Source organism: Acidovorax sp. GW823-FHT01C06 (assembly GCF_058798375.1).
In genome coordinates, this window is the sequence record NZ_JBXAKN010000008.1 from 249765 (window position 1) to 266916 (window position 17152).

Annotated in this window: 16 protein-coding genes; 8 read left to right on the forward strand and 8 right to left on the reverse strand. The window is 69.7% G+C overall.

Annotated elements, in window-relative coordinates:
* Positions 1-18: 18 nt before the first annotated feature.
* The gene (locus tag AC1RCS_RS17640) at positions 19-2253 is read left to right on the forward strand and encodes a sensor domain-containing protein (protein ID WP_492245422.1); all 2235 of its coding nucleotides are present in this window, start codon (positions 19-21) and stop codon (positions 2251-2253) included.
* Positions 2254-2276: 23 nt separating this feature from the next.
* On the opposite strand, the gene AC1RCS_RS17645 is transcribed toward AC1RCS_RS17640, so the two are convergent.
* On the reverse strand, positions 2277-2729 hold the full coding sequence (locus AC1RCS_RS17645) for a CBS domain-containing protein (RefSeq protein WP_218297720.1): 453 nt from the start codon (positions 2727-2729) through the stop codon (positions 2277-2279).
* 111 nt (positions 2730-2840) lie between these two features.
* Here AC1RCS_RS17645 and AC1RCS_RS17650 point away from each other — a divergent pair, with 111 nt between their 5' ends.
* From AC1RCS_RS17650 to AC1RCS_RS17660, 3 genes are all read left to right on the forward strand, one after another.
* Positions 2841-4148, forward strand: a complete 1308-nt coding sequence (locus AC1RCS_RS17650) for an O-acetylhomoserine aminocarboxypropyltransferase (protein WP_218341641.1) — start codon at positions 2841-2843, stop codon at positions 4146-4148.
* A 31-nt stretch (positions 4149-4179) separates the two neighbouring features.
* Positions 4180-5688 (forward strand): DUF4303 domain-containing protein, encoded by a 1509-nt coding sequence (locus AC1RCS_RS17655; RefSeq protein WP_492245421.1) that lies wholly within the window; start codon positions 4180-4182, stop codon positions 5686-5688.
* Positions 5689-5754: 66 nt separating this feature from the next.
* Positions 5755-6573: an alpha/beta fold hydrolase gene (locus AC1RCS_RS17660; protein ID WP_369642806.1), complete on the forward strand. Its 819-nt coding sequence runs from the start codon at positions 5755-5757 to the stop codon at positions 6571-6573.
* 60 nt (positions 6574-6633) lie between these two features.
* On the opposite strand, the gene AC1RCS_RS17665 is transcribed toward AC1RCS_RS17660, so the two are convergent.
* Both AC1RCS_RS17665 and AC1RCS_RS17670 read right to left on the reverse strand, forming a co-directional pair.
* Complete coding sequence (locus AC1RCS_RS17665) at positions 6634-7881, reverse strand: DUF418 domain-containing protein (RefSeq protein WP_492245420.1); 1248 nt, start codon at positions 7879-7881, stop codon at positions 6634-6636.
* Between the two features lie 20 nt (positions 7882-7901).
* Positions 7902-8501 (reverse strand): TetR/AcrR family transcriptional regulator, encoded by a 600-nt coding sequence (locus AC1RCS_RS17670; protein ID WP_492245419.1) that lies wholly within the window; start codon positions 8499-8501, stop codon positions 7902-7904.
* Positions 8502-8636: 135 nt separating this feature from the next.
* Between AC1RCS_RS17670 and AC1RCS_RS17675 the strand changes: the two genes are divergently transcribed.
* On the forward strand, positions 8637-8969 hold the full coding sequence (locus tag AC1RCS_RS17675) for an Mpo1-like protein (RefSeq protein WP_218297726.1): 333 nt from the start codon (positions 8637-8639) through the stop codon (positions 8967-8969).
* A gap of 98 nt (positions 8970-9067) precedes the next feature.
* Here AC1RCS_RS17675 and AC1RCS_RS17680 read toward each other — a convergent pair whose 3' ends face one another.
* Positions 9068-10318: a YihY family inner membrane protein gene (locus AC1RCS_RS17680; RefSeq protein WP_492245418.1), complete on the reverse strand. Its 1251-nt coding sequence runs from the start codon at positions 10316-10318 to the stop codon at positions 9068-9070.
* A gap of 21 nt (positions 10319-10339) precedes the next feature.
* On the opposite strand from AC1RCS_RS17680, the gene AC1RCS_RS17685 reads away from it, so the two are divergent.
* The 3 genes from AC1RCS_RS17685 to AC1RCS_RS17695 are packed head-to-tail and all read left to right on the forward strand — an operon-like array spanning position 10340 to position 12723.
* The gene (locus tag AC1RCS_RS17685) at positions 10340-10768 is read left to right on the forward strand and encodes a DUF2069 domain-containing protein (RefSeq protein ID WP_218297728.1); all 429 of its coding nucleotides are present in this window, start codon (positions 10340-10342) and stop codon (positions 10766-10768) included.
* Positions 10769-10821: 53 nt separating this feature from the next.
* Complete coding sequence (locus tag AC1RCS_RS17690; protein ID WP_218341566.1) at positions 10822-12237, forward strand: FAD-binding oxidoreductase; 1416 nt, start codon at positions 10822-10824, stop codon at positions 12235-12237.
* 18 nt (positions 12238-12255) lie between these two features.
* The gene (locus tag AC1RCS_RS17695; protein WP_218297730.1) at positions 12256-12723 is read left to right on the forward strand and encodes a GNAT family N-acetyltransferase; all 468 of its coding nucleotides are present in this window, start codon (positions 12256-12258) and stop codon (positions 12721-12723) included.
* A 197-nt stretch (positions 12724-12920) separates the two neighbouring features.
* On the opposite strand, the gene AC1RCS_RS17700 is transcribed toward AC1RCS_RS17695, so the two are convergent.
* The 4 genes from AC1RCS_RS17700 to AC1RCS_RS17715 all read right to left on the reverse strand — a co-directional run bounded on the left by AC1RCS_RS17700 (position 12921) and on the right by AC1RCS_RS17715 (position 17148).
* The gene (locus tag AC1RCS_RS17700) at positions 12921-13391 is read right to left on the reverse strand and encodes a GNAT family N-acetyltransferase (protein ID WP_492245417.1); all 471 of its coding nucleotides are present in this window, start codon (positions 13389-13391) and stop codon (positions 12921-12923) included.
* 143 nt (positions 13392-13534) lie between these two features.
* Positions 13535-14563, reverse strand: coding sequence for a PfkB family carbohydrate kinase (locus tag AC1RCS_RS17705; protein WP_492245416.1), 1029 nt, complete (start codon positions 14561-14563; stop codon positions 13535-13537).
* Between the two features lie 31 nt (positions 14564-14594).
* A complete protein-coding gene (gene xylB / locus AC1RCS_RS17710; RefSeq protein WP_492245415.1) occupies positions 14595-16088 on the reverse strand; it encodes a xylulokinase in 1494 nt (497 codons plus the stop codon).
* Between the two features lie 121 nt (positions 16089-16209).
* Complete coding sequence (locus AC1RCS_RS17715) at positions 16210-17148, reverse strand: AraC family transcriptional regulator (RefSeq protein ID WP_492245414.1); 939 nt, start codon at positions 17146-17148, stop codon at positions 16210-16212.
* Positions 17149-17152 lie beyond the last annotated feature (4 nt).

Here is a 17152-nt window from a genome sequence, read left to right on the forward strand (position 1 = left end):
ACGATCTTTGGGACAACCATGCCCGTTTCAGCTCCGCACCTTCCAGGCTCCCCCTCCCCTTTGGACCGCCCACCGGCAGGCCTCCTGGCAGACGCCCCGCTGCGCAGGGCCCTGGATGCCAGCGACAACGCCATCGTGATGAGCAACAGCGCCAGGCTCGTCGTGTACATCAACGAGGGCTTCACCCGCTTGTTCGGGTTCAGGCCCCAGGAGGTGCTCGGGCGGCACCTGAGCGATGTGCTGCTGGGCCCGCACTCCGACCCGGGGCTGCTCGCCGACATCCGCAGCGGCATGCACACCGAGGGCAGTTTCCACACCGAGACCCTGCTGTACAGCCGGGCCGGCGCGCCGCGCTGGGTGTCGATGATGATCAATGCATCGGACGAGGCCTCGGGCGGGCCGGGCGGCAGCATCACCGTGCTGACGGACATCACGCTCACCAAGATGCACGAGGTGCTGCAAAAGCGGGTGCTCGAGGGCATGGTCAATGAACTGCCCCTGGCCGATCTGATGGCCCTCGTCTGCCACGAAGTGGAGCGCATCGCCCCCGAAGTCACCGCCTCCATCCTGGCCGTGGATGAGCAAGGCCTGCTGCGCCCCCTGGCGGCACCGGGGCTTCCTCCCGCCATCTGCCAGGCGCTCGACGGCCTGCCCATCGGCCCCCGTGCGGGGTCGTGCGGCACCGCGGCCTTCAGGGGCATCCCCGTGGCGGTCAACGACATCGCCACCGACCCCTTGTGGGACGACTACCGCGCGCTGTTCGCACCCAGCGGCGTGCGCGCCTGCTGGTCCAGCCCGATCTGCGACCACACGGGCAAGGTGGTGGGCACCTTTGCCTTCTACTTTCGCGAGCCGCGCGGCCCGGATGCGCTGCACTACCGGCTGGTGGGTGTATGCCTGCACCTGTGCGCGCTGGCCATCGAGCGCAATGCCACGCAGCAGCGCATTCACCGCCTCGCCTTTTTTGACGGGCTCACGGGCCTGCCCAACCGCGCGATGTTCCTCAGCAGCGCCGGGCGCACGCTGGCCGGCCTGCGGCAGGACGGCCGCCCCGGCGCGCTGCTGTTCATCGATCTGGACCGCTTCAAGCAGGTGAACGACACGCAGGGGCATGCCGCGGGCGACGCGCTGTTGTGCGAAGTGGCCAGGCGGCTGACGCAGTGCCTGCGAGCGCGGGACCTGATCGGCCGGCTGGCGGGCGACGAATTCGTGCTGCTGCTGTCCGAGTGCGCCACCGAGGAAGCGGTGCAGGCGGCGCACCGCATGCTGGAGGAAATGTCCCGGCCCATGGACATCCATGGACAGGCCCATGTCTGCCACGCCAGCATCGGCATCGCGATGTTTCCCGACGACGGCGACGCCATCGAGACGCTGCTGCGCCATGCCGACCAGGCGATGGCACAGGCCAAGAGCGATCACCGGCACAGCCTGCAATTGTTCAGCGCGGAGATGAACCGGCGCGCGCAGGAACGTGCAGCGCTGGAGCGCGCATTGCGCCAGGCCCTGGCCGAACGCCGCCTGACGCTGCACTACCAGCCCCAGGTGCTCGGCGAAGCGCCCGGCACACTGCACGGCGTGGAAGCCCTCGCGCGGTGGCAGCACCCCGAATGGGGCATGGTGCCGCCCAGCCGGTTCATCCCCGTGGCCGAAGAGTCCGGCCTGATTCACGAGCTGACCCTGTGGCTGCTGGACGAGGCCTGTGCGCAGCTATCGGCATGGCGCGCGGCGGGCCACCACGTGCCCTGCGTGGCGGTCAACCTGTCAGGGCGCAGCTTCCACCAGGCAGACCTTGCGCAGCAGGTGTGCGATGCGCTGCGGCGCCACGGGCTGCGCGCGGACGACGTGCTTCTGGAAATCACCGAGAGCGTCATGATGGACGCGCGGCCCGTCACGCTGGCCAACATCGAGGCGCTGCACGGCAAGGGATTCCGGCTGTCGCTGGACGATTTCGGCACCGGCTATTCCAGCCTGAGCTACCTGCACCGCCTTCCCATTTCAGAGCTCAAGCTCGACATGGCCTTCGTGCAGGACCTCACCACCAGCCCCACCGCGCGGGCCCTCACGGTATCGGTGCTCAGCATCGCCCACAGCCTGGGCATGGTGGTGGTGGCCGAAGGGGTGGAAACCACGGGCCAGCAGCAGTGGCTGCAGGCGCATGGTTGTCCCGTCATGCAGGGCTATCTGTTTGGCAAGCCGCTGCCACCGGACGAACTGGAGGCCTGGCTCTGCGCGCAGGCAGCGCGCCCGCGCTGAGCGCCGCCAGGGCGCGGCCGTGGTCAGCCGCCGCGGGCGTCGTCTTCCGGCCAGTCGCGGATGTAGGCCTTGAGCATCTTGTTCTCGAAGTTCTGGCTGTCCACCACGGCCTTGGCCACGTCGTAGAAGCTGATCACGCCCATGAGCATCTTGCGGTCCATCACCGGCATGTAGCGCGCATGGCGGTCCAGCATCATGCGGCGCACCTCGTCCATGTCGGTTTCGAGCGTGCAGGTCAGGGGTGCATCGTCCATGGCCGAGCGAACCTGCAGGGTGCCCACGCTGCCGCCATTCCTCACCACGGCCTGGATCACTTCGCGAAACGTGAGCATGCCCACCAGATCGCCCAGCTCCATCACCACCAGCGAGCCGATGTCCCTGTCGGCCATCACATCCACGGCGCCCGCCAGCGGCTCGTCCGGCGTGACGGTGTAGAGGGTGTTCCCTTTGACGCGGAGGATGTCGCTGACTTTCATGGTTTCTGGGTCTCCAAGAGGGCGGGAAGAGCGCGGCAGGCGCTAGAGGCTGTCTTGCACCAAATATAGCCCACAATGCCCGGCTGAATTGACAACATGGGAGACACACAGATGCCCGGCTACTCCGACCCCGGCTTTGACACGCTGGCCCTGCACGCGGGTGCAAGCCCCGACCCCGCCACTGGCGCGCGCGCGGTGCCCATCCACCTGACCACCTCTTTCGTCTTCGAGTCGAGCGACCATGCCGCGTCGCTGTTCAACCTGGAGCGTGGCGGCCACGTGTACAGCCGCATCAGCAACCCCACCAACGCCGTGCTGGAGCAGCGCGTGGCGGCGCTGGAAGGCGGCGTCGGCGCCATTGCCACCGCCAGCGGCCAGGCCGCGCTGCACCTGGCCGTGGCCACGCTGATGGGTGCCGGCAGCCACATCGTGGCCAGCACCGCGCTGTATGGCGGCTCGCAGAACCTGCTGCACTACACGCTCTCGCGCTTCGGCATCGAGACCACCTTCGTCAAGCCCGGCGACATCGACGCCTGGCGCGCCGCCGTGCGGCCCAACACCAAGCTGTTCTTTGGCGAGACGGTGGGCAACCCGGGCCTGGACGTGCTGGACATCCCCACCGTGAGCGCGATTGCGCACGAGGCCGGTGTGCCTCTGCTGGTGGACTCCACCCTGACCTCGCCCTGGCTCATCAGGCCGTTCGAGCATGGCGCCGATCTGGTCTACCACTCGGCCACCAAGTTCCTCTCGGGCCACGGCACCGTGGTGGGCGGCGTCGTGGTCGATGGCGGCAGCTTCGACTGGGACGGCCCCAGATCCGTCGGCAAGTTCGCCGAGCTGACCCAGCCCTACGACGGCTTTCACAACATGGTGTTCGCCGAAGAGAGCACCGTGGGCGCCTTCCTGCTGCGCGCGCGCCGCGAGGGCCTGCGCGACTTCGGCGCCTGCATGAGCCCGCACACGGCCTGGCTCATCCTGCAGGGCATCGAGACCCTGCCGCTGCGCATGCAGCAGCACATGCGCAACACCGAAAAGGTGGTCGAATTTCTGGCCGCTCAGCCCTTCGTGTCACGCGTGGGCCACCCCATGCTCGCATCCCACCCCAGCCACGCGCTGGCGCAAAAGCTGCTGCCGCGCGGCGCGGGCTCGGTGTTCAGCTTCGACCTCAAGGGCAACCGCGAACAGGGCAAGAAGTTCATCGAAACCCTCAAGGTCTTCAGCCACCTGGCCAACGTGGGCGACTGCCGCAGCCTGGTGATCCATCCGGCCAGCACCACGCATTTCCGGATGAGCGACGAGGCCCTGGCGGGTGCCGGCATCACGCAGGGCACGATCCGCCTGTCCATCGGGCTGGAGGATGCCGACGACCTGATCGACGATTTGAAGCGCGCCCTCAAGGCCGCAGAGAAGGCCGCCTGAAGGCCTGGGCCCGACCACGCCAGCCACACCGATGCAAGCCGCAGCCCCACAGCCCGCGTTTTCCTGGGACGCCTTCGAGCAGGCCTTCCTTGACGCCGCGCTCGCGGTGGCCAGCGCCGTCCTTGCCGGGCACCCGGAGCACCGCTTCTATGCGGTCGCCCTGGCCGGCATGGGCCGCGAGCTTGATGGCCCCCTCTTCCTGCCCGCGATCGCGCTGAACAGCGAACAGGCCTACGCCCAGGCCAAGGGCGGCGACGATGACGGCGGGGGCGGCACGCTGTACAGCCTGCGCTGGAATCCGGCGGACTGGGGGTGGCCTGACCTGCCGGCCGACAGCCCAGCCCTGGCCCGGATGCAGCAGGAGCTGCAGGCACATGCCTGCCGCGGCGACGTGGCGCACTGGCGGGCCACCGAGCAGCAATGCCTGGAGGCCCTGGTGCGCGCATGCCAGCGCCTGCGCACCGCGCTGCGGGCCTTGCCCTGGTCGGACCGGCTCACGCCGGACTTCGCCGTGCTGCTGCATGAGGACAGCGACGAGGGCGTGCAGTGGGCCCGGCGCTGCCTGGGAGACGATGCCTTCGCCGCCCTGCTTCCCGGCCATGCGGCCGCCATCGCGGAGGCGCTGCGCGTGGAAGCGCTGCCCCCGGACCAGCAACTGCGCTATCACCTGGCATGCCTGCGCAATGAAGCCGCGCCCGAGCTGGGCCTGGGCCGCCAACAAGCCGTGGACCATGCCACGCAGGACACCGAACACGCGCTGCGGCGGCTCGGCCCCGTCGCGGCGCCCGCCTTGCTGGCGCTGCTGGAGCGCGCGGACACGCAGTCCATCGCGGCCAGGCTCCTGGGCGACATCGGATCCGCCAGCCCCGAGGTGCTGGACGCCCTGCGCCACCACCTGCTGCGGCCGGTCCCACGCGGCAGCCGGGCCCACCTTGGCCGCGCGGGCCGGCTCGGGTGCGCCTGCGCGCTGGGGCAGCTGGGGGATGGGCGGTGGCTGCTGTCGCAGGTGGGCACGCTGGCGGACGACCTGGTCGCCAGCGGCCTGGCCGCGCCGCTGGGGCCCTTTCGGGACCGGTGCCTTCAGCCCCGCCCGCTGGACTATGCCCCCCTGGAACACGCCGTCCTGCAGCACCCTGCCCTCCGGCTTGCCCTGCAGGGCAAGCTGGCTCCGGGGCGCGGCACCTGCACGCTGGGCCCGGCGGACGTGGACGAAGCCCTGCGCGGCCTGGGCTCGCCCACGCCGCTCGTGCGCCAGCACGCTGCCATGGCACTGGGAGACCGCGCCCTGGGCAGCGAACGGGCTCCGCGCATCGTGCCCGCGCTGGCGCGCGCCGCCACGGGCGATGCCGAGGAAACCGTGCGCTTCCTGGCCGTGCTGGGCCTGGGCTACTGGAAGCAGGATGCGGCCCACCTGCGCTCCCTGGCGCAAGCCACGGCGGCACACGACCCGAGCGACCGCATTCGCGATGCCGCGCTGCGCTGGCTGGAGGCGCTGGACACGCACCGCGCGATGGCCCCGACCGGACAGGCACCTGGCTAGGCGCCAGCCCCATGCCCCTTTTCCACCGAGACAATCCACACAAGAGAGCGAACACAGGAACACGCCATGCAACTTCAAGTCAACGAGAGCCCCGTCTACTGCTACACCGGGGGCAAGGCCTTCGATGCATCCAAGCCCACCGTGGTCTTCATCCATGGCGTGCTGAACGACCACAGTGTCTGGGCCCTGCAAAGCCGCTACATGGCCAACCACGGCTGGAACGTGCTGGCCATCGACCTGCCCGGCCACTGCAGAAGCGGCGGCGACGCGCCCGCCTCGGTGGAGCAGGGCGCCGACTTCATTGGCGCGCTGCTGGACGCGGCCGGCGTGCAGAGGGCGGCGCTGGTGGGGCACAGCTGGGGTTCGCTCATCGCCATGGAGGCGGCCGCGCGGCTCAAGGACCGCATCAGCCATCTGGTGCTGGTGGGCACGGCGTTTCCCATGAAGGTGTCGCCCGCGCTCATCGAGGCCTCGCAAAGCGATCCCGAGAAGGCCATGCGCATGGTCAACGTGTTTTCTCGCAGCACGCTGGCGGCGCCCCCTTCGGCCCTGGGCCCCGGCACCTGGGTGTTTGGCGCCGGCATGGCGCTCGGGCGCAAGGTGCTGCGCAGCAACCCCGCCGTCAACGTGTTTCACCGGGGTTTCGTCGCCTGCGACAGCTATGGCGGCGGCGAAGCGGCCATGGCCCAGCTCACCTGCCCCGTGCTGTTTGCACTGGGTGCGCAGGACCAGATGACCGCGCCCAAGGCCGCACAGGGCCTGGTCAACGCCGCGCGCACAGCGGGCAGGACAGTGCAGGTCGCGCCCCTGCCGGTGGGCCACAACCAGATGACCGAAGCGCCGGAAGAAACGCTGTTCGCGCTGCGGGACTTCCTGGCCCGCTGAACCAGCACGGCAGGGCGCGGCCGGCCCGCGTCCCCGCGTCCACCGTGCGCGCTCTCGCCGTCAGCGCGCGCGGCGCCGCCATGCCGGCCGCTGCCAGAGCGTGACGGCGCGCAGCAGCCACTCCACCGGGCCATAGGCGTGGGCGGCCATCCAGTGCCAGCTCAGTGCCAGCTGGGCACCGTACAGTACGAGCACGCCCAGCCCCACCAGGAGCGGCGCCACCTGGCCCACCAGCGCCCAGCCGTAGGCCGTGAACACCAGCGCCCCCACCAGCGACTGCAGCAGGTAGTTCGACAGCGCCATGCGCCCTGCCGGTTCCAGCACCGCGCCCAGCCGGCGGCCGGCGGGGCCGCTTTGCAGCAGCCAGAGCAGCGCCGCGACGTACCCGAAGGTAAGGAATGGCGCCGTGGCCAGATCGACCGCCAACGCGGCCAGCCCCAGATGCTCGGGGTGGGTGACGCTGCTGGCCCCGGGCTGCACGGACGCGTAGAACCAGGCCCCCGCCGCGCCCACGGGCAGGCAGCACGCCATCCATCGGCGCAGCCGGGCCGGCTGCCGCGCCACCCTGGCCAGGTAGCCCGAGCGCCGAGCCGCCAGCCCCAGCAAAAACATGGCCAGCGCGCAGGGCCCCTGCACGAACACCAGCACGAACCACACGCCATCGGCCATGTCGCGGCCCCGCTGCGCGATCGCCTCTTGCACGCTGGCGCGGTAGGCCTGCGCGGCCTGCTGCGCCTTGGCGTGCAGTTCGGCCACGGGCAGGTCCAGCGGCGGGGCCAGCGCCACCAGCCAGGCGATCGCCCCCCAGCCCCAGGCCGTGATGCCCAGCAACCCCAGGGCCAGCGCCACGGCGGCCACGGGGCGCAGCCGGCCCAGCGCCAGCAGCACGAGGCCCAGGAGCGCATAGGTCACCAGGATGTCCCCCGCGAACAGCAGCCAGGCATGTGCCAGCCCCAGCAGCCCCAGCCCCAGAAGGCGCCGCAGGAAACGCGGCACGAACGCGCCGCCCGAGCGCTGGGCCGAGTCCATCTGCAGCGCAAAGCTGTAGCCGAACAGCAGCGAGAAAAGCAGATAGAACTTGGTCTCGAAGACCAGCGCCACGAACCAGCGCACGGCATGGTCCACGGGCCGCGAGAAGGCCGGGTCGGACACGCCCACCCCGAAGTAGGTGGACGCAAAGCTGCCCGCGTTGACCATGGCGATGCCCAGCAGGGCAAATCCCCGCAGCGCGTCAATGGCATGTTCGCGGTCCGCCGCCCCGGCGGGCTGGGCCGGGTTGCCGTCCGGGAGCGAGGGGTTGGTGTCCATGGCGGGGCAAGCCACGCGCGTCATGCGGCCGGCACCACCACCGCCGCGAGCGCGCCCAGCACCAGCGTGCGGCAGGCAGCGGCGTCGAAGCGCTCTTCCACCATGGCCCGGCCAAAGGCGCCGTCCAGCAGCAGCAGGATCCAGTCCGCCGCCTGCGCCGGCGGCAGGGCGAGGCGGGCCTGCCCGCGCTCCACGGCCGCGCCGAGCAGATGCACCAGGGCCGCCTTGCGGCCCGCCTCGCTGCTGGCCACGCTCGCAAACACCAGCGGGTTGCGCACCGCTTCGGCCAGCACCTCCACGCCGATGCGCAGGTACACGGGGTCGGCCAGCTGGGCGATGCTCTCCTCCACGATGTCCTGGAGCGCCTGGTAGAGGTTCCGGGCGCGGGCCGCCGCGGCATAGCGCCCGGCGGTCTCGCGCTGGTCTTCTTCGACGATGGCGGCAACGATGGCCTCCTTGGTCGGGAAGTAATGGAACAGATTGCCGGGGCTCATGCCCGCCTCGGCGCAGATCTCCGCCGTGCGCGTGGCATGGAACCCCTTGCGCATGAAGCAGGCCACCGCGGCCTCCAGGATCTGCTGTCGCCGCGCCTGGTGGCGCTCGGGGTTCACGGTCCGCATCGCACACCTCGCACGGTTATTAATAGATCGATTAGTCGATTAATTAAATACCACGCGGCGGCGCCTGTCAAACCCGGCACGCCATGGAGACGGGCTTGGGCGTATAAAGCGCTTGAAAACAACCAGGAGACAACGATGGACCTCAGCGCCGCCCCCACGACCGATCCGCGCGCCTTCAAGAGCTTCGCGGAGTTTTACCCCTTCTATCTGAGCGAGCACAGCAACCGCACCTGCCGCAGACTGCACTTCGCCGGCTCGACATTGACGCTGGTGTGCCTGGCGATGCTCATCGCCACGGGCAAGCCGCAGTACCTGCTGTACGGCCTGCTCTGCGGCTACGGTTTCGCGTGGGTGGGGCACTTCGGCTTCGAGAAGAACAAGCCGGCCAGCTTCAAGCGGCCCCTGTACAGCTTCATGGGCGACTGGGTGATGTACAAGGACATCTGGACGGGGAAGGTATCGCTGTGATTTCTGGCCCCAACAGGCCACGGCGCTTCACTGCAATGCGCGGATAGCTATAAAAATAATAGCAAACCAATGGAGCGGACCGCCTGGCCAGCCACGGCCTACTCTGCCTGCAGCACGTCGCGCACATGCAGGCCGCCCAGCCCCGCGCGCGCCCACAGGGGCTCCAGGCTCGTGGAGCGTTCCAGCAGGAGCTTGTGCACCAGGGGCTCCAGCGGCGTGCTCTGCGGGTCGATCAGCAGCACGTACCGGGACTCGGGCACGTCCGACACGCTCATCGCCGCATCGCTCACCTGCCCCACCCAGTCCAGGGCCGTCAGCGCCTCCAGCACCGGCTCCAGCTGCAGCATGTCCACGCGCAGCCGCTGCGCCAGCTGGCTCGGCCGCAGCCCCTTCATGGCGTGGGAGCGGGCCCGGTGCAGCTCCTGCAGCACCTCCACGGCCAGCTGGAACGTCCAGCCCGCCACGGTTCCACGCCGCGCCACCCCCGCGAGAAGGCTGGGCAGGTAGGCCGTGACCACCGCCCCCAGCAGCACGATGACCCAGGCCACGTAGATCCAGATGAGCAGGATGGGCAGCGTGGCGAACGCGCCGTACACCACCGAATAGGTGGGCACGTTGCCCAGGTACAGCGCCAGCACCTTCTTGGCCAGCTCCATGCACACGGCCACGAAGAGCCCGCCGGTCCACGCGTGGCGCCACTTCACCGGGGTGTTGGGCACATAGTGGTACAGCGACGCCATGCCCGCCGCCAGCACGAGGAACTGGATCGAATCGAACAGCAGCTGCACGCCGTCGGGCAGGCGCTTGACCAGCCCGCCGGACGCCGACATGACATACGAGGTGAGCGCCAGGCTCGCCCCCATGAGCAGCGGGCCCAGCGTTATGGCCGCCCAGTAGATCAGCACCCGCTGCCCCAGCGGCCGCAGGCGCTGCACGCGCCAGATGTCGTTGAGCGTGCGGTCGATCGTGAGGATCAGCGCCAGCGCCGTGGCCAGCAGGATGCTGAAACCCGCCACGCCCAGGCCGCTGGCCTTGGCCGCGAACTGGGTGAGGTAGCCCAGCACCTGGCGGGAGATGCTGTCGGGTACCAGGCTGTCCACCAGCCAGCGCTGCAACACGTCCTGCAGCTTTCCAAAGATGGGGAATGCCGTGAACACGGCCAGGGCGACGGCAAAGAACGGCACCAGCGCGAGGATGGTGGTGAAGGTCAGGCTGCTGGCGGTGAGCCCCAGATGGTCCTCGCGAAAGCGTTCACGCAGGGTCTGCGCGGTGGTTTTCCAGGGAAAGTGCGACAGTTCCGTGATCAGCGCCTCGAAGCGCGACGCTACTGTCTGTAAGGAAAAAGGCATGGCCGATATGATGCCACCCCAATGACCGCATCCCCCAGAGCCCCCGCCCTCCCTTCCAGCCCCGCCGACAGCGGCGTCCGTGCCACACGCTGGCTGGCCACCGGCAGCCTGCTGGCGCTCATCGTCCTGTGCCTGGCCTGGGAACTGGTGCTGGCGCCCCTGCGGCCCGGCGGGACCTGGCTCGCGCTCAAGGCGCTGCCGTTGTGCATCCCGCTGGCGGGCATCCTCAAGAACCGCATGTACACCTACCGCTGGGTCAGCCTGGTGATCTGGCTGTACTTCACCGAAGGCGTGGTGCGCGGCTGGAGCGACAGGCCGCCGTCGCAATGGCTGGCCTGGGCCGAGGTCGCGCTGTGCCTGGCCCTGTTCGTGGCCTGCACACTGCACGTGCGGCTGCGCCAGCGCAACGCGAAGGCGGCGGCAGCCGCCGCGGCCACGCCGGCCTCTTGATGCCAGCCGCCGCGCGCCATCCCCCTCCCTCGAACTGAAGAAGACGCTTGTCCATGACCACCTTGCTCGACACCTTGCGCACCCTCGTCGGCCCTGCCCACGTGATCACCGAGGGCGACCTCACCGCCTGGGAACAGGACTGGCGCCGCCGCGTGCGCGGCAAGGCCCTGGCCGTGGTGCGCCCCGCCACCACGCAGGAGGTGGCCACCGTGGTCGCGGCCTGCGCGGCGGCGGGAACCACCATCGTGCCGCAGGGCGGCAACACCGGCCTGGCCGTGGGCTCGACACCCGATGATTCCGGCACGCAGATCGTGCTGAGCCTCACGCGCATGAACGCGGTGCGCAGCATCGACACCGACAACCTCACCATGACGGTGGAGGCCGGCTGCATCCTGCAGAACCTGCAGGACGTGGCGCGCAATGCGGGTGTGCTGTTCCCCCTCTCGCTGGCGGCCGAGGGCAGCTGCACCATCGGCGGCAACCTGGGCACCAATGCGGGCGGAACGCAGGTGGTGCGCTACGGCAATGCGCGCGACCTGTGCCTGGGCCTCGAGGTGGTCACCGCCCAGGGCGAGGTGTGGGACGGCCTCAAGGGCCTGCGCAAGGACAACACGGGCTACGACCTGCGCGACCTGTTCATCGGCAGCGAAGGCACGCTGGGCATCATCACCGCCGCCACGCTCAAGCTCTACCCCGAGCCCGCCGCCCGCCTCACGGCCTGGGCCGCCGTGCCGTCGATGGAACACGCCGTGGCCCTGCTGGGCCTGGCGCACAAGCAGCTGGGCGCTGGCCTCACGGGCTTTGAAGTGATGGGCCAGTTCGCGCTGAGCCTGGTGGGCAAACACATGCCGCAGCTGCGCGTGCCCTTCCTCGGCGACGAAAACGCTCCCTGGTGCGTGCTGCTCGAAAACTCCGACAGCGAATCCGAAGAACATGCCCGCGCGCGGTTTGAAGCGCTGCTGGAGACCGCGTTCGAGATGGGCTGCGTGACCGACGCCGTCGTGGCCGAGAACCTCACCCAGGCCAGCCAGCTCTGGCACATCCGCGAGAACATTCCGCTCGCGCAGGCCGAGGAGGGCCTGAACATCAAGCACGACATCTCCATCCAGATCTCGCGCATCCCCGCCTTCGTCGCGCACACCGACGCGGTGCTGCAGCGCGAGATCCCGGGCGTGCGCCTGGTCAACTTTGGCCACCTGGGCGACGGCAACCTGCACTACAACGTCCAGGCACCGGCCGAGGGGGATGCCAAGGCCTTCCTGCGCGAGCACGAGCAGCATGTGCACCACCTGGTGTACGAAGCCGTGGCCGAGTTCGGCGGCTCGTTCTCGGCCGAGCATGGCATTGGGGAGCTCAAGGCCGACAAGCTGGAGAAGTACCAGTCGCCCGTGGCGTTGTCGATGATGCGCGCCATCAAGCAGGCGCTCGACCCGCAGGGCATCATGAACCCGGGGCGGGTGCTCCAGTAAATCCCAGGAGGCCGGCCCATGACCACCGCCGTTACCGTGCGCCCCGTTCAGCCCGAAGACTACGCCGCCTGGCGCCCGCTCTGGGATGGCTACAACGCGTTCTATGGCCGCTTTGGGGCCACCGCGCTGCCCGAGCACATCACCCAGGCCACCTGGCAGCGTTTTCACGACCCGGCGGAACCCGTCTTCTGCCTGGTGGCGCACGATGCGGCCAGCGGCGAGATGCTGGGGCTGACGCACTACCTCTTTCACCGCAGCATGACGCGCATCGAGCCCGTGTGCTACCTCAGCGACCTGTTCACCCGCGAAGCCGCGCGCGGCCGGGGCGTGGGGCGCGCGCTCATCGACGCCGTGTATGGCGCGGCGCGTGCCGCGAAGTCGTCGCGGGTGTATTGGCAGACCCACGAAACCAATGCGGCCGGGCGCCAGCTGTACGACAAGATGGCCAAGCACCACGGCTTCATCGTCTACGCCCAGGAACTCTGAACAGGGCCCACGCCCCGAAGCCCCCTCCCGGGCATCCCGGCCACGGGTGGCGCGTGCGGAGGTACGGCGCAGCCAATTTGCTATAAAGACAATAGCTTTCAGCGCAGATAACTCGGGCGCCAGCGCCCGATTGTTCGCTAAAACCCGCAGCCGCCACCAGGGCCACAACCGTCAACCGCGCCGCGCAAAAAACCGCCTCACAGCACCTTGCGCATGGGTTGCGCCTGCAGCCCCGCCCACACCTGCAGCGCGCCCGATGGTTCATACCCGTGGCGGCGGTAAAAATCTTCCGCCGTGCGCGTGCTCTCCAGTCCCACAGCCGCCAGGCCCAACTGCCGCGCATGGGCCTCCGCGCCGAGCAGCAGGGCACGGCCCACACCTTGGTGCAATGCTTCTGGCACCACATAACAAAGCGCCAGCGTGGAGCGTGCCCACAGCGCAAACCCCACCATCGTGTCCCCCCGATACACACCCCACGCCATCGCGCCCGGTGCCGCCATCCAGGCGGCCAGATTCTCGGGCGTCTTGTTGGCCAGCCATGTGCCGAGGATGGCGGCATCGTGGTGGTGGTCGAGGGCGCAGCAGTGGGTGATGGACTGGCGGACCACGTTGCAGGCGTCGGCCGCTGCATGGGCCGTGACGGGAACAGCGGCAGGGACGGGCTTCATGGTGGATTCAAGGTCTGCGCGGGCAAAGATGGAGGTTGCGATGGGCTGTCCTGCCCGGACAGGCCGGTGCCATCGTACCGCCAGCCCGCCAGCCCGCCTGCGCGCAGGCGGGCACGGGCGCAAGACCGTGGCGACGCCGGCCGCTACCCGGCGACGCAAGGGTGCGCCCGCGCCCACCCGCTCGCGGCCTCCCACCCGGGCGGCACACACCCCTGCTCCATCACGCACAGGCTCGCACTGGCCAGTGCATGGCGAAGAGCCTGCTGGCCGGCCTCAACGGACAGCGCTTCAACGAACTGCACGAAGCTGGCAGCGCCCGCTGCCGGCGCCTGCCGCAGCAGGTGCGCCAGCAGCCCCGCCAGGAAGCTGTCGCCCGCCCCCACGGTGTCGATGACCCGCAGGGGCTGCGCTTCTTTGGCAAAACACTGCATGCCGCTCTGGTGCAGCAGCCAGGCCCCCTCTGCGCCCAGCGTCAGCGCCAGCAGATGGGCCTGGGGGTTGGCGGCCAGCAGGTGGCGGGCGCGGGCCAGGGCGCCAGTGCCGGGCACGGCTAGGTGGTCCAGGTCTTCGTCGCTGGCCTTGATGATGTGGGCGTGTGCCAACGCCGCGTGCACCGTGGTGCGGTAGGCGTCCAGGTCGGGCATGACCGAGGGGCGCAGGTTGGCATCGACCACCACGCAGCGGCCTTCGGCGCGCTGGGCAGCGAGCCAGGGCTGGTAGATGGCGGTGTCGCGGGCATCGAGCGCGAGGGCGCCGGTGCAGACCAGCTGCAACGCGGGCAAGGCGGCGCAGGCCTCGCTGAGGCCGTGCGCCGACACGGCGCGGTCGGCCACGCCCTCACGGTAGAAGGCGTAGTCGGGGTGGCCGTGTTCATTGAGATTGACCACGGCCAATGATGTGACTTGCTGCACCGGCCCGGGCTGGGCCAGCAGCACACCGTCGGCGACCAGCTGCGCGGCCAGCTCGCGGCCAAAGCGGTCGCGCGACAAGGGGTTGAGGTACTGCGTGCCCACGTCCTGCCGGGCCAGCGCGCGGCACAGGTTGTACAGCGCGCCACCCAGGCACGGCAGGTAGCTGCCATCGGGGCGGCGGATGAGGTCGATGAGGGCCTCGCCCGCGATGGCGGCCTGGACGGGGGCCGTGGCCTGGGAAGTGTGGTGTACCGAAGTCATGGTGGATGTGAAGAGGGTGCGGAGAGCAGCGTCAGAACTGCGACTGCAGCGCCGGGTATAGCGCGACAAAGCGGGCGTAGCGCTCGGCCAGCAGGGCTTGTTGTGCGGGCTGGGGGTCGAAAGTGGCGTCGGCGGGCAAGGGCTGGCACCAGTGGGCCTCGTCGCCACCGCAGGCCATGGCCGCCAGCCGCGCCGCGCCCAGGGCGGCAGCAGCATGTGCACCCTGCGGACGCTGCAGCGGCGTGCCCAGCGCGCTGGCCAGCAATTGCGCCCAGGGGTTGCTGCGGGCGCCGCCACCGACCAGTGCCAGGGCGTCCTCACCCTCACCGATCGCCCCGAGCGCACGGCCCTGCCCTGCCCCGACCGCCCGCATGGCGTTGAGCCCGTCGAGCAGGCCAAAGCCCACGCCTTCCATCACCGCATGGGCCAGGTCCGCCGCTTCGTGCTCGGCGCGCAAGCCCATGAAGACGCCGGTCGCAGCCGCGTTGTTGTGCGGCGTGCGCTCGCCACTCAGGTAGGGCAGGAACAGCGGCGCCTGGGCCTGGCGGTGGGGGCTGAGGGCACCCACGGCATCAGACAGCCGGGCTTCATCGCCCTGCCCCGTGAGCCGCGCGGCCCAGCCAAACGCACTTGCCGCACTGAGCATGACCGACATGTGGTGCCAGCGCTGCGGCAGCGCATGGGCAAAAGCGTGCACGGCGCGTTCGGTGGCGGGCGCAAAGGCGTCCGTCACCCGGAAGACCACGCCCGAGGTGCCCAATGACACAAAGCCCTGCCCGGCGGTGCGGGCGCCCACGCCCACGGCGCTGGCGGCGTTGTCGCCCGCGCCTGCGGCCACCACCACGCCCCCGCTCAGGCCCCAGCGGCGGGCCACATCGCTGCGCAGCGTGCCCGTGGGTGCACTGCCCTCGGCCAGCGCGGGCATGTGCGAGGCATCGAGCCCGCAGGCCCGCAGCATCGCGGGGCTCCAGGCGCGGGCCTGCACATCGAGCCACAGCGTGCCCGATGCGTCGGACATGTCGCTCACCGCATCGCCCGTGAGCTGCAGGCGCAGCCAGTCCTTGGGCAGCAGCACCGTGCGGATCTGGCCGAACACGGCCGGCTCGTGCGTGCGCAGCCACAACAGCTTGGGTGCGGTGAAGCCGGGCATGGCGAGGTTGCCGGTGACCTGGCGCGCGGCGGGCACGGCCTGCTCGAGCGCGGCGCATTCGGCGCTCGCGCGGCCATCGTTCCAGAGAATGGCGGGGCGCAGCACCTGGCCCTGCGCGCCCAGCACCACGGCGCCATGCATGTGGCCAGACAGCCCGATGCCGCGCACCCGCGCCCATGCTGCGGGGGCTTGGGCGCGCAGCTGCGGCACGGCGGCTTCCACGGCGGCCAGCCAGTCGGCCGGGTGCTGCTCGCTCCAGGTGGGCCGCGGGCGGTGCTGGGGCACGGCGGCGTCGGCCGTGGCGATCACGGCCTGCGTTTCGTCGAGCAGCAGGAGCTTGACACCCGAGGTGCCCAAATCAATTCCGAGGTACATGGGTGGTTGGCAGATTTCAGTGGTTCAAAGTGGAAGCCAGGCCCCCGCCGCACGCAACCGGCGCGACCCAGGCCACAGATGCCCGGCAAGGGCCGCCCCGCAGCGAAGGCGCCCCGCCACTTCAAGGGGCCTTTCCGAATCTTCCGGCTCCCTGCTTGCGGTATTCGCTGGGCGTCATGCCCTTGATGTCCAGAAAGCGGCGGTTGAAGTTGGCCATGTTGTTGAAGCCCACGTCGTAGGCGATGTGGGTGATGTAGCGCTCGGTCTCCATCAGCAGCTGGCACGCGCGGTTCACGCGCACCAGGTTCACGAAGTCGGTGAAGGTGTTGCCCGTGGCACGGCGAAAGAAGCGGGAGAAGCGGCTTTCCGTCATGCCCAGCTCCTGTGCCAGGTCGGCAGCCGACAACGGGTCGGCCAGGTGGCCGGTGATGCGACTCACGATGGCGTTGATCTGGTCGAGCTGGGTGTCGTTGTCCTCGCTTTGCAGCTGGGTGCTCGACAGCAGTCGAAAGTCGGTGCAGCGGGCCAGGTCGCTCAGGAATTCACAGAACGCGCCAAACCGGGCCAGGCCCTGGCGCGCCTTGATGCGGTGCCAGTGTTCCTGCGCCTGGGCCTCCATGCCAAAGAACTCGATGCCATGGCGTGCGCGCTCCAGCAGGGGCAACACCTCGCGCAGCTCGGGGATGCTCTCGCTGCTGGCGACCAGCGGCGCGTGCGAGAACTGGATCACCAGGTCGCGCAGCGGCACGCCGCCTTCGGGCAGGTCCATGCTGATCCAGTTGTGCGGCAGGCGCGGCCCGGTCAACACCAGATGGCCGGGCTGGAACTGCCCGATCCAGTCGCCCACGAACACCTTGCCCGAGGTGGCGGTGATGAGGTGCAGCTCATACTCGTCGTGGTAGTGCCAGCGCGCCAGCGGCGTGGGAAACCCATGCGACAGGCACCGGATGAAACCTGCGGCCTCGGGCGACTCGTACCCGAGCTCGGGAAAGCGCACGTAGTCGTGCTCCAGCTCGGGCTTGGTCTGGCGCGGAGAGACAGGCGTCGTCTTCACGGTCATGGCG

Coding starts and splice junctions, on each gene's coding strand:
- AC1RCS_RS17685 (WP_218297728.1), top strand. CDS start 10,340: ATGACCGCATCCCCCAGAGCCCCCGCCCTCCCTTCCAGCCCCGCCGAC.
- AC1RCS_RS17655 (WP_492245421.1), top strand. CDS start 4,180: ATGCAAGCCGCAGCCCCACAGCCCGCGTTTTCCTGGGACGCCTTCGAG.
- AC1RCS_RS17680 (WP_492245418.1), bottom strand. CDS start 10,318: ATGCCTTTTTCCTTACAGACAGTAGCGTCGCGCTTCGAGGCGCTGATC.
- AC1RCS_RS17695 (WP_218297730.1), top strand. CDS start 12,256: ATGACCACCGCCGTTACCGTGCGCCCCGTTCAGCCCGAAGACTACGCC.
- AC1RCS_RS17665 (WP_492245420.1), bottom strand. CDS start 7,881: ATGGACACCAACCCCTCGCTCCCGGACGGCAACCCGGCCCAGCCCGCC.
- AC1RCS_RS17715 (WP_492245414.1), bottom strand. CDS start 17,148: ATGACCGTGAAGACGACGCCTGTCTCTCCGCGCCAGACCAAGCCCGAG.
- xylB (WP_492245415.1), bottom strand. CDS start 16,088: ATGTACCTCGGAATTGATTTGGGCACCTCGGGTGTCAAGCTCCTGCTG.
- AC1RCS_RS17640 (WP_492245422.1), top strand. CDS start 19: ATGCCCGTTTCAGCTCCGCACCTTCCAGGCTCCCCCTCCCCTTTGGAC.
- AC1RCS_RS17670 (WP_492245419.1), bottom strand. CDS start 8,501: ATGCGGACCGTGAACCCCGAGCGCCACCAGGCGCGGCGACAGCAGATC.
- AC1RCS_RS17700 (WP_492245417.1), bottom strand. CDS start 13,391: ATGAAGCCCGTCCCTGCCGCTGTTCCCGTCACGGCCCATGCAGCGGCC.
- AC1RCS_RS17675 (WP_218297726.1), top strand. CDS start 8,637: ATGGACCTCAGCGCCGCCCCCACGACCGATCCGCGCGCCTTCAAGAGC.
- AC1RCS_RS17660 (WP_369642806.1), top strand. CDS start 5,755: ATGCAACTTCAAGTCAACGAGAGCCCCGTCTACTGCTACACCGGGGGC.
- AC1RCS_RS17645 (WP_218297720.1), bottom strand. CDS start 2,729: ATGAAAGTCAGCGACATCCTCCGCGTCAAAGGGAACACCCTCTACACC.
- AC1RCS_RS17650 (WP_218341641.1), top strand. CDS start 2,841: ATGCCCGGCTACTCCGACCCCGGCTTTGACACGCTGGCCCTGCACGCG.
- AC1RCS_RS17705 (WP_492245416.1), bottom strand. CDS start 14,563: ATGACTTCGGTACACCACACTTCCCAGGCCACGGCCCCCGTCCAGGCC.
- AC1RCS_RS17690 (WP_218341566.1), top strand. CDS start 10,822: ATGACCACCTTGCTCGACACCTTGCGCACCCTCGTCGGCCCTGCCCAC.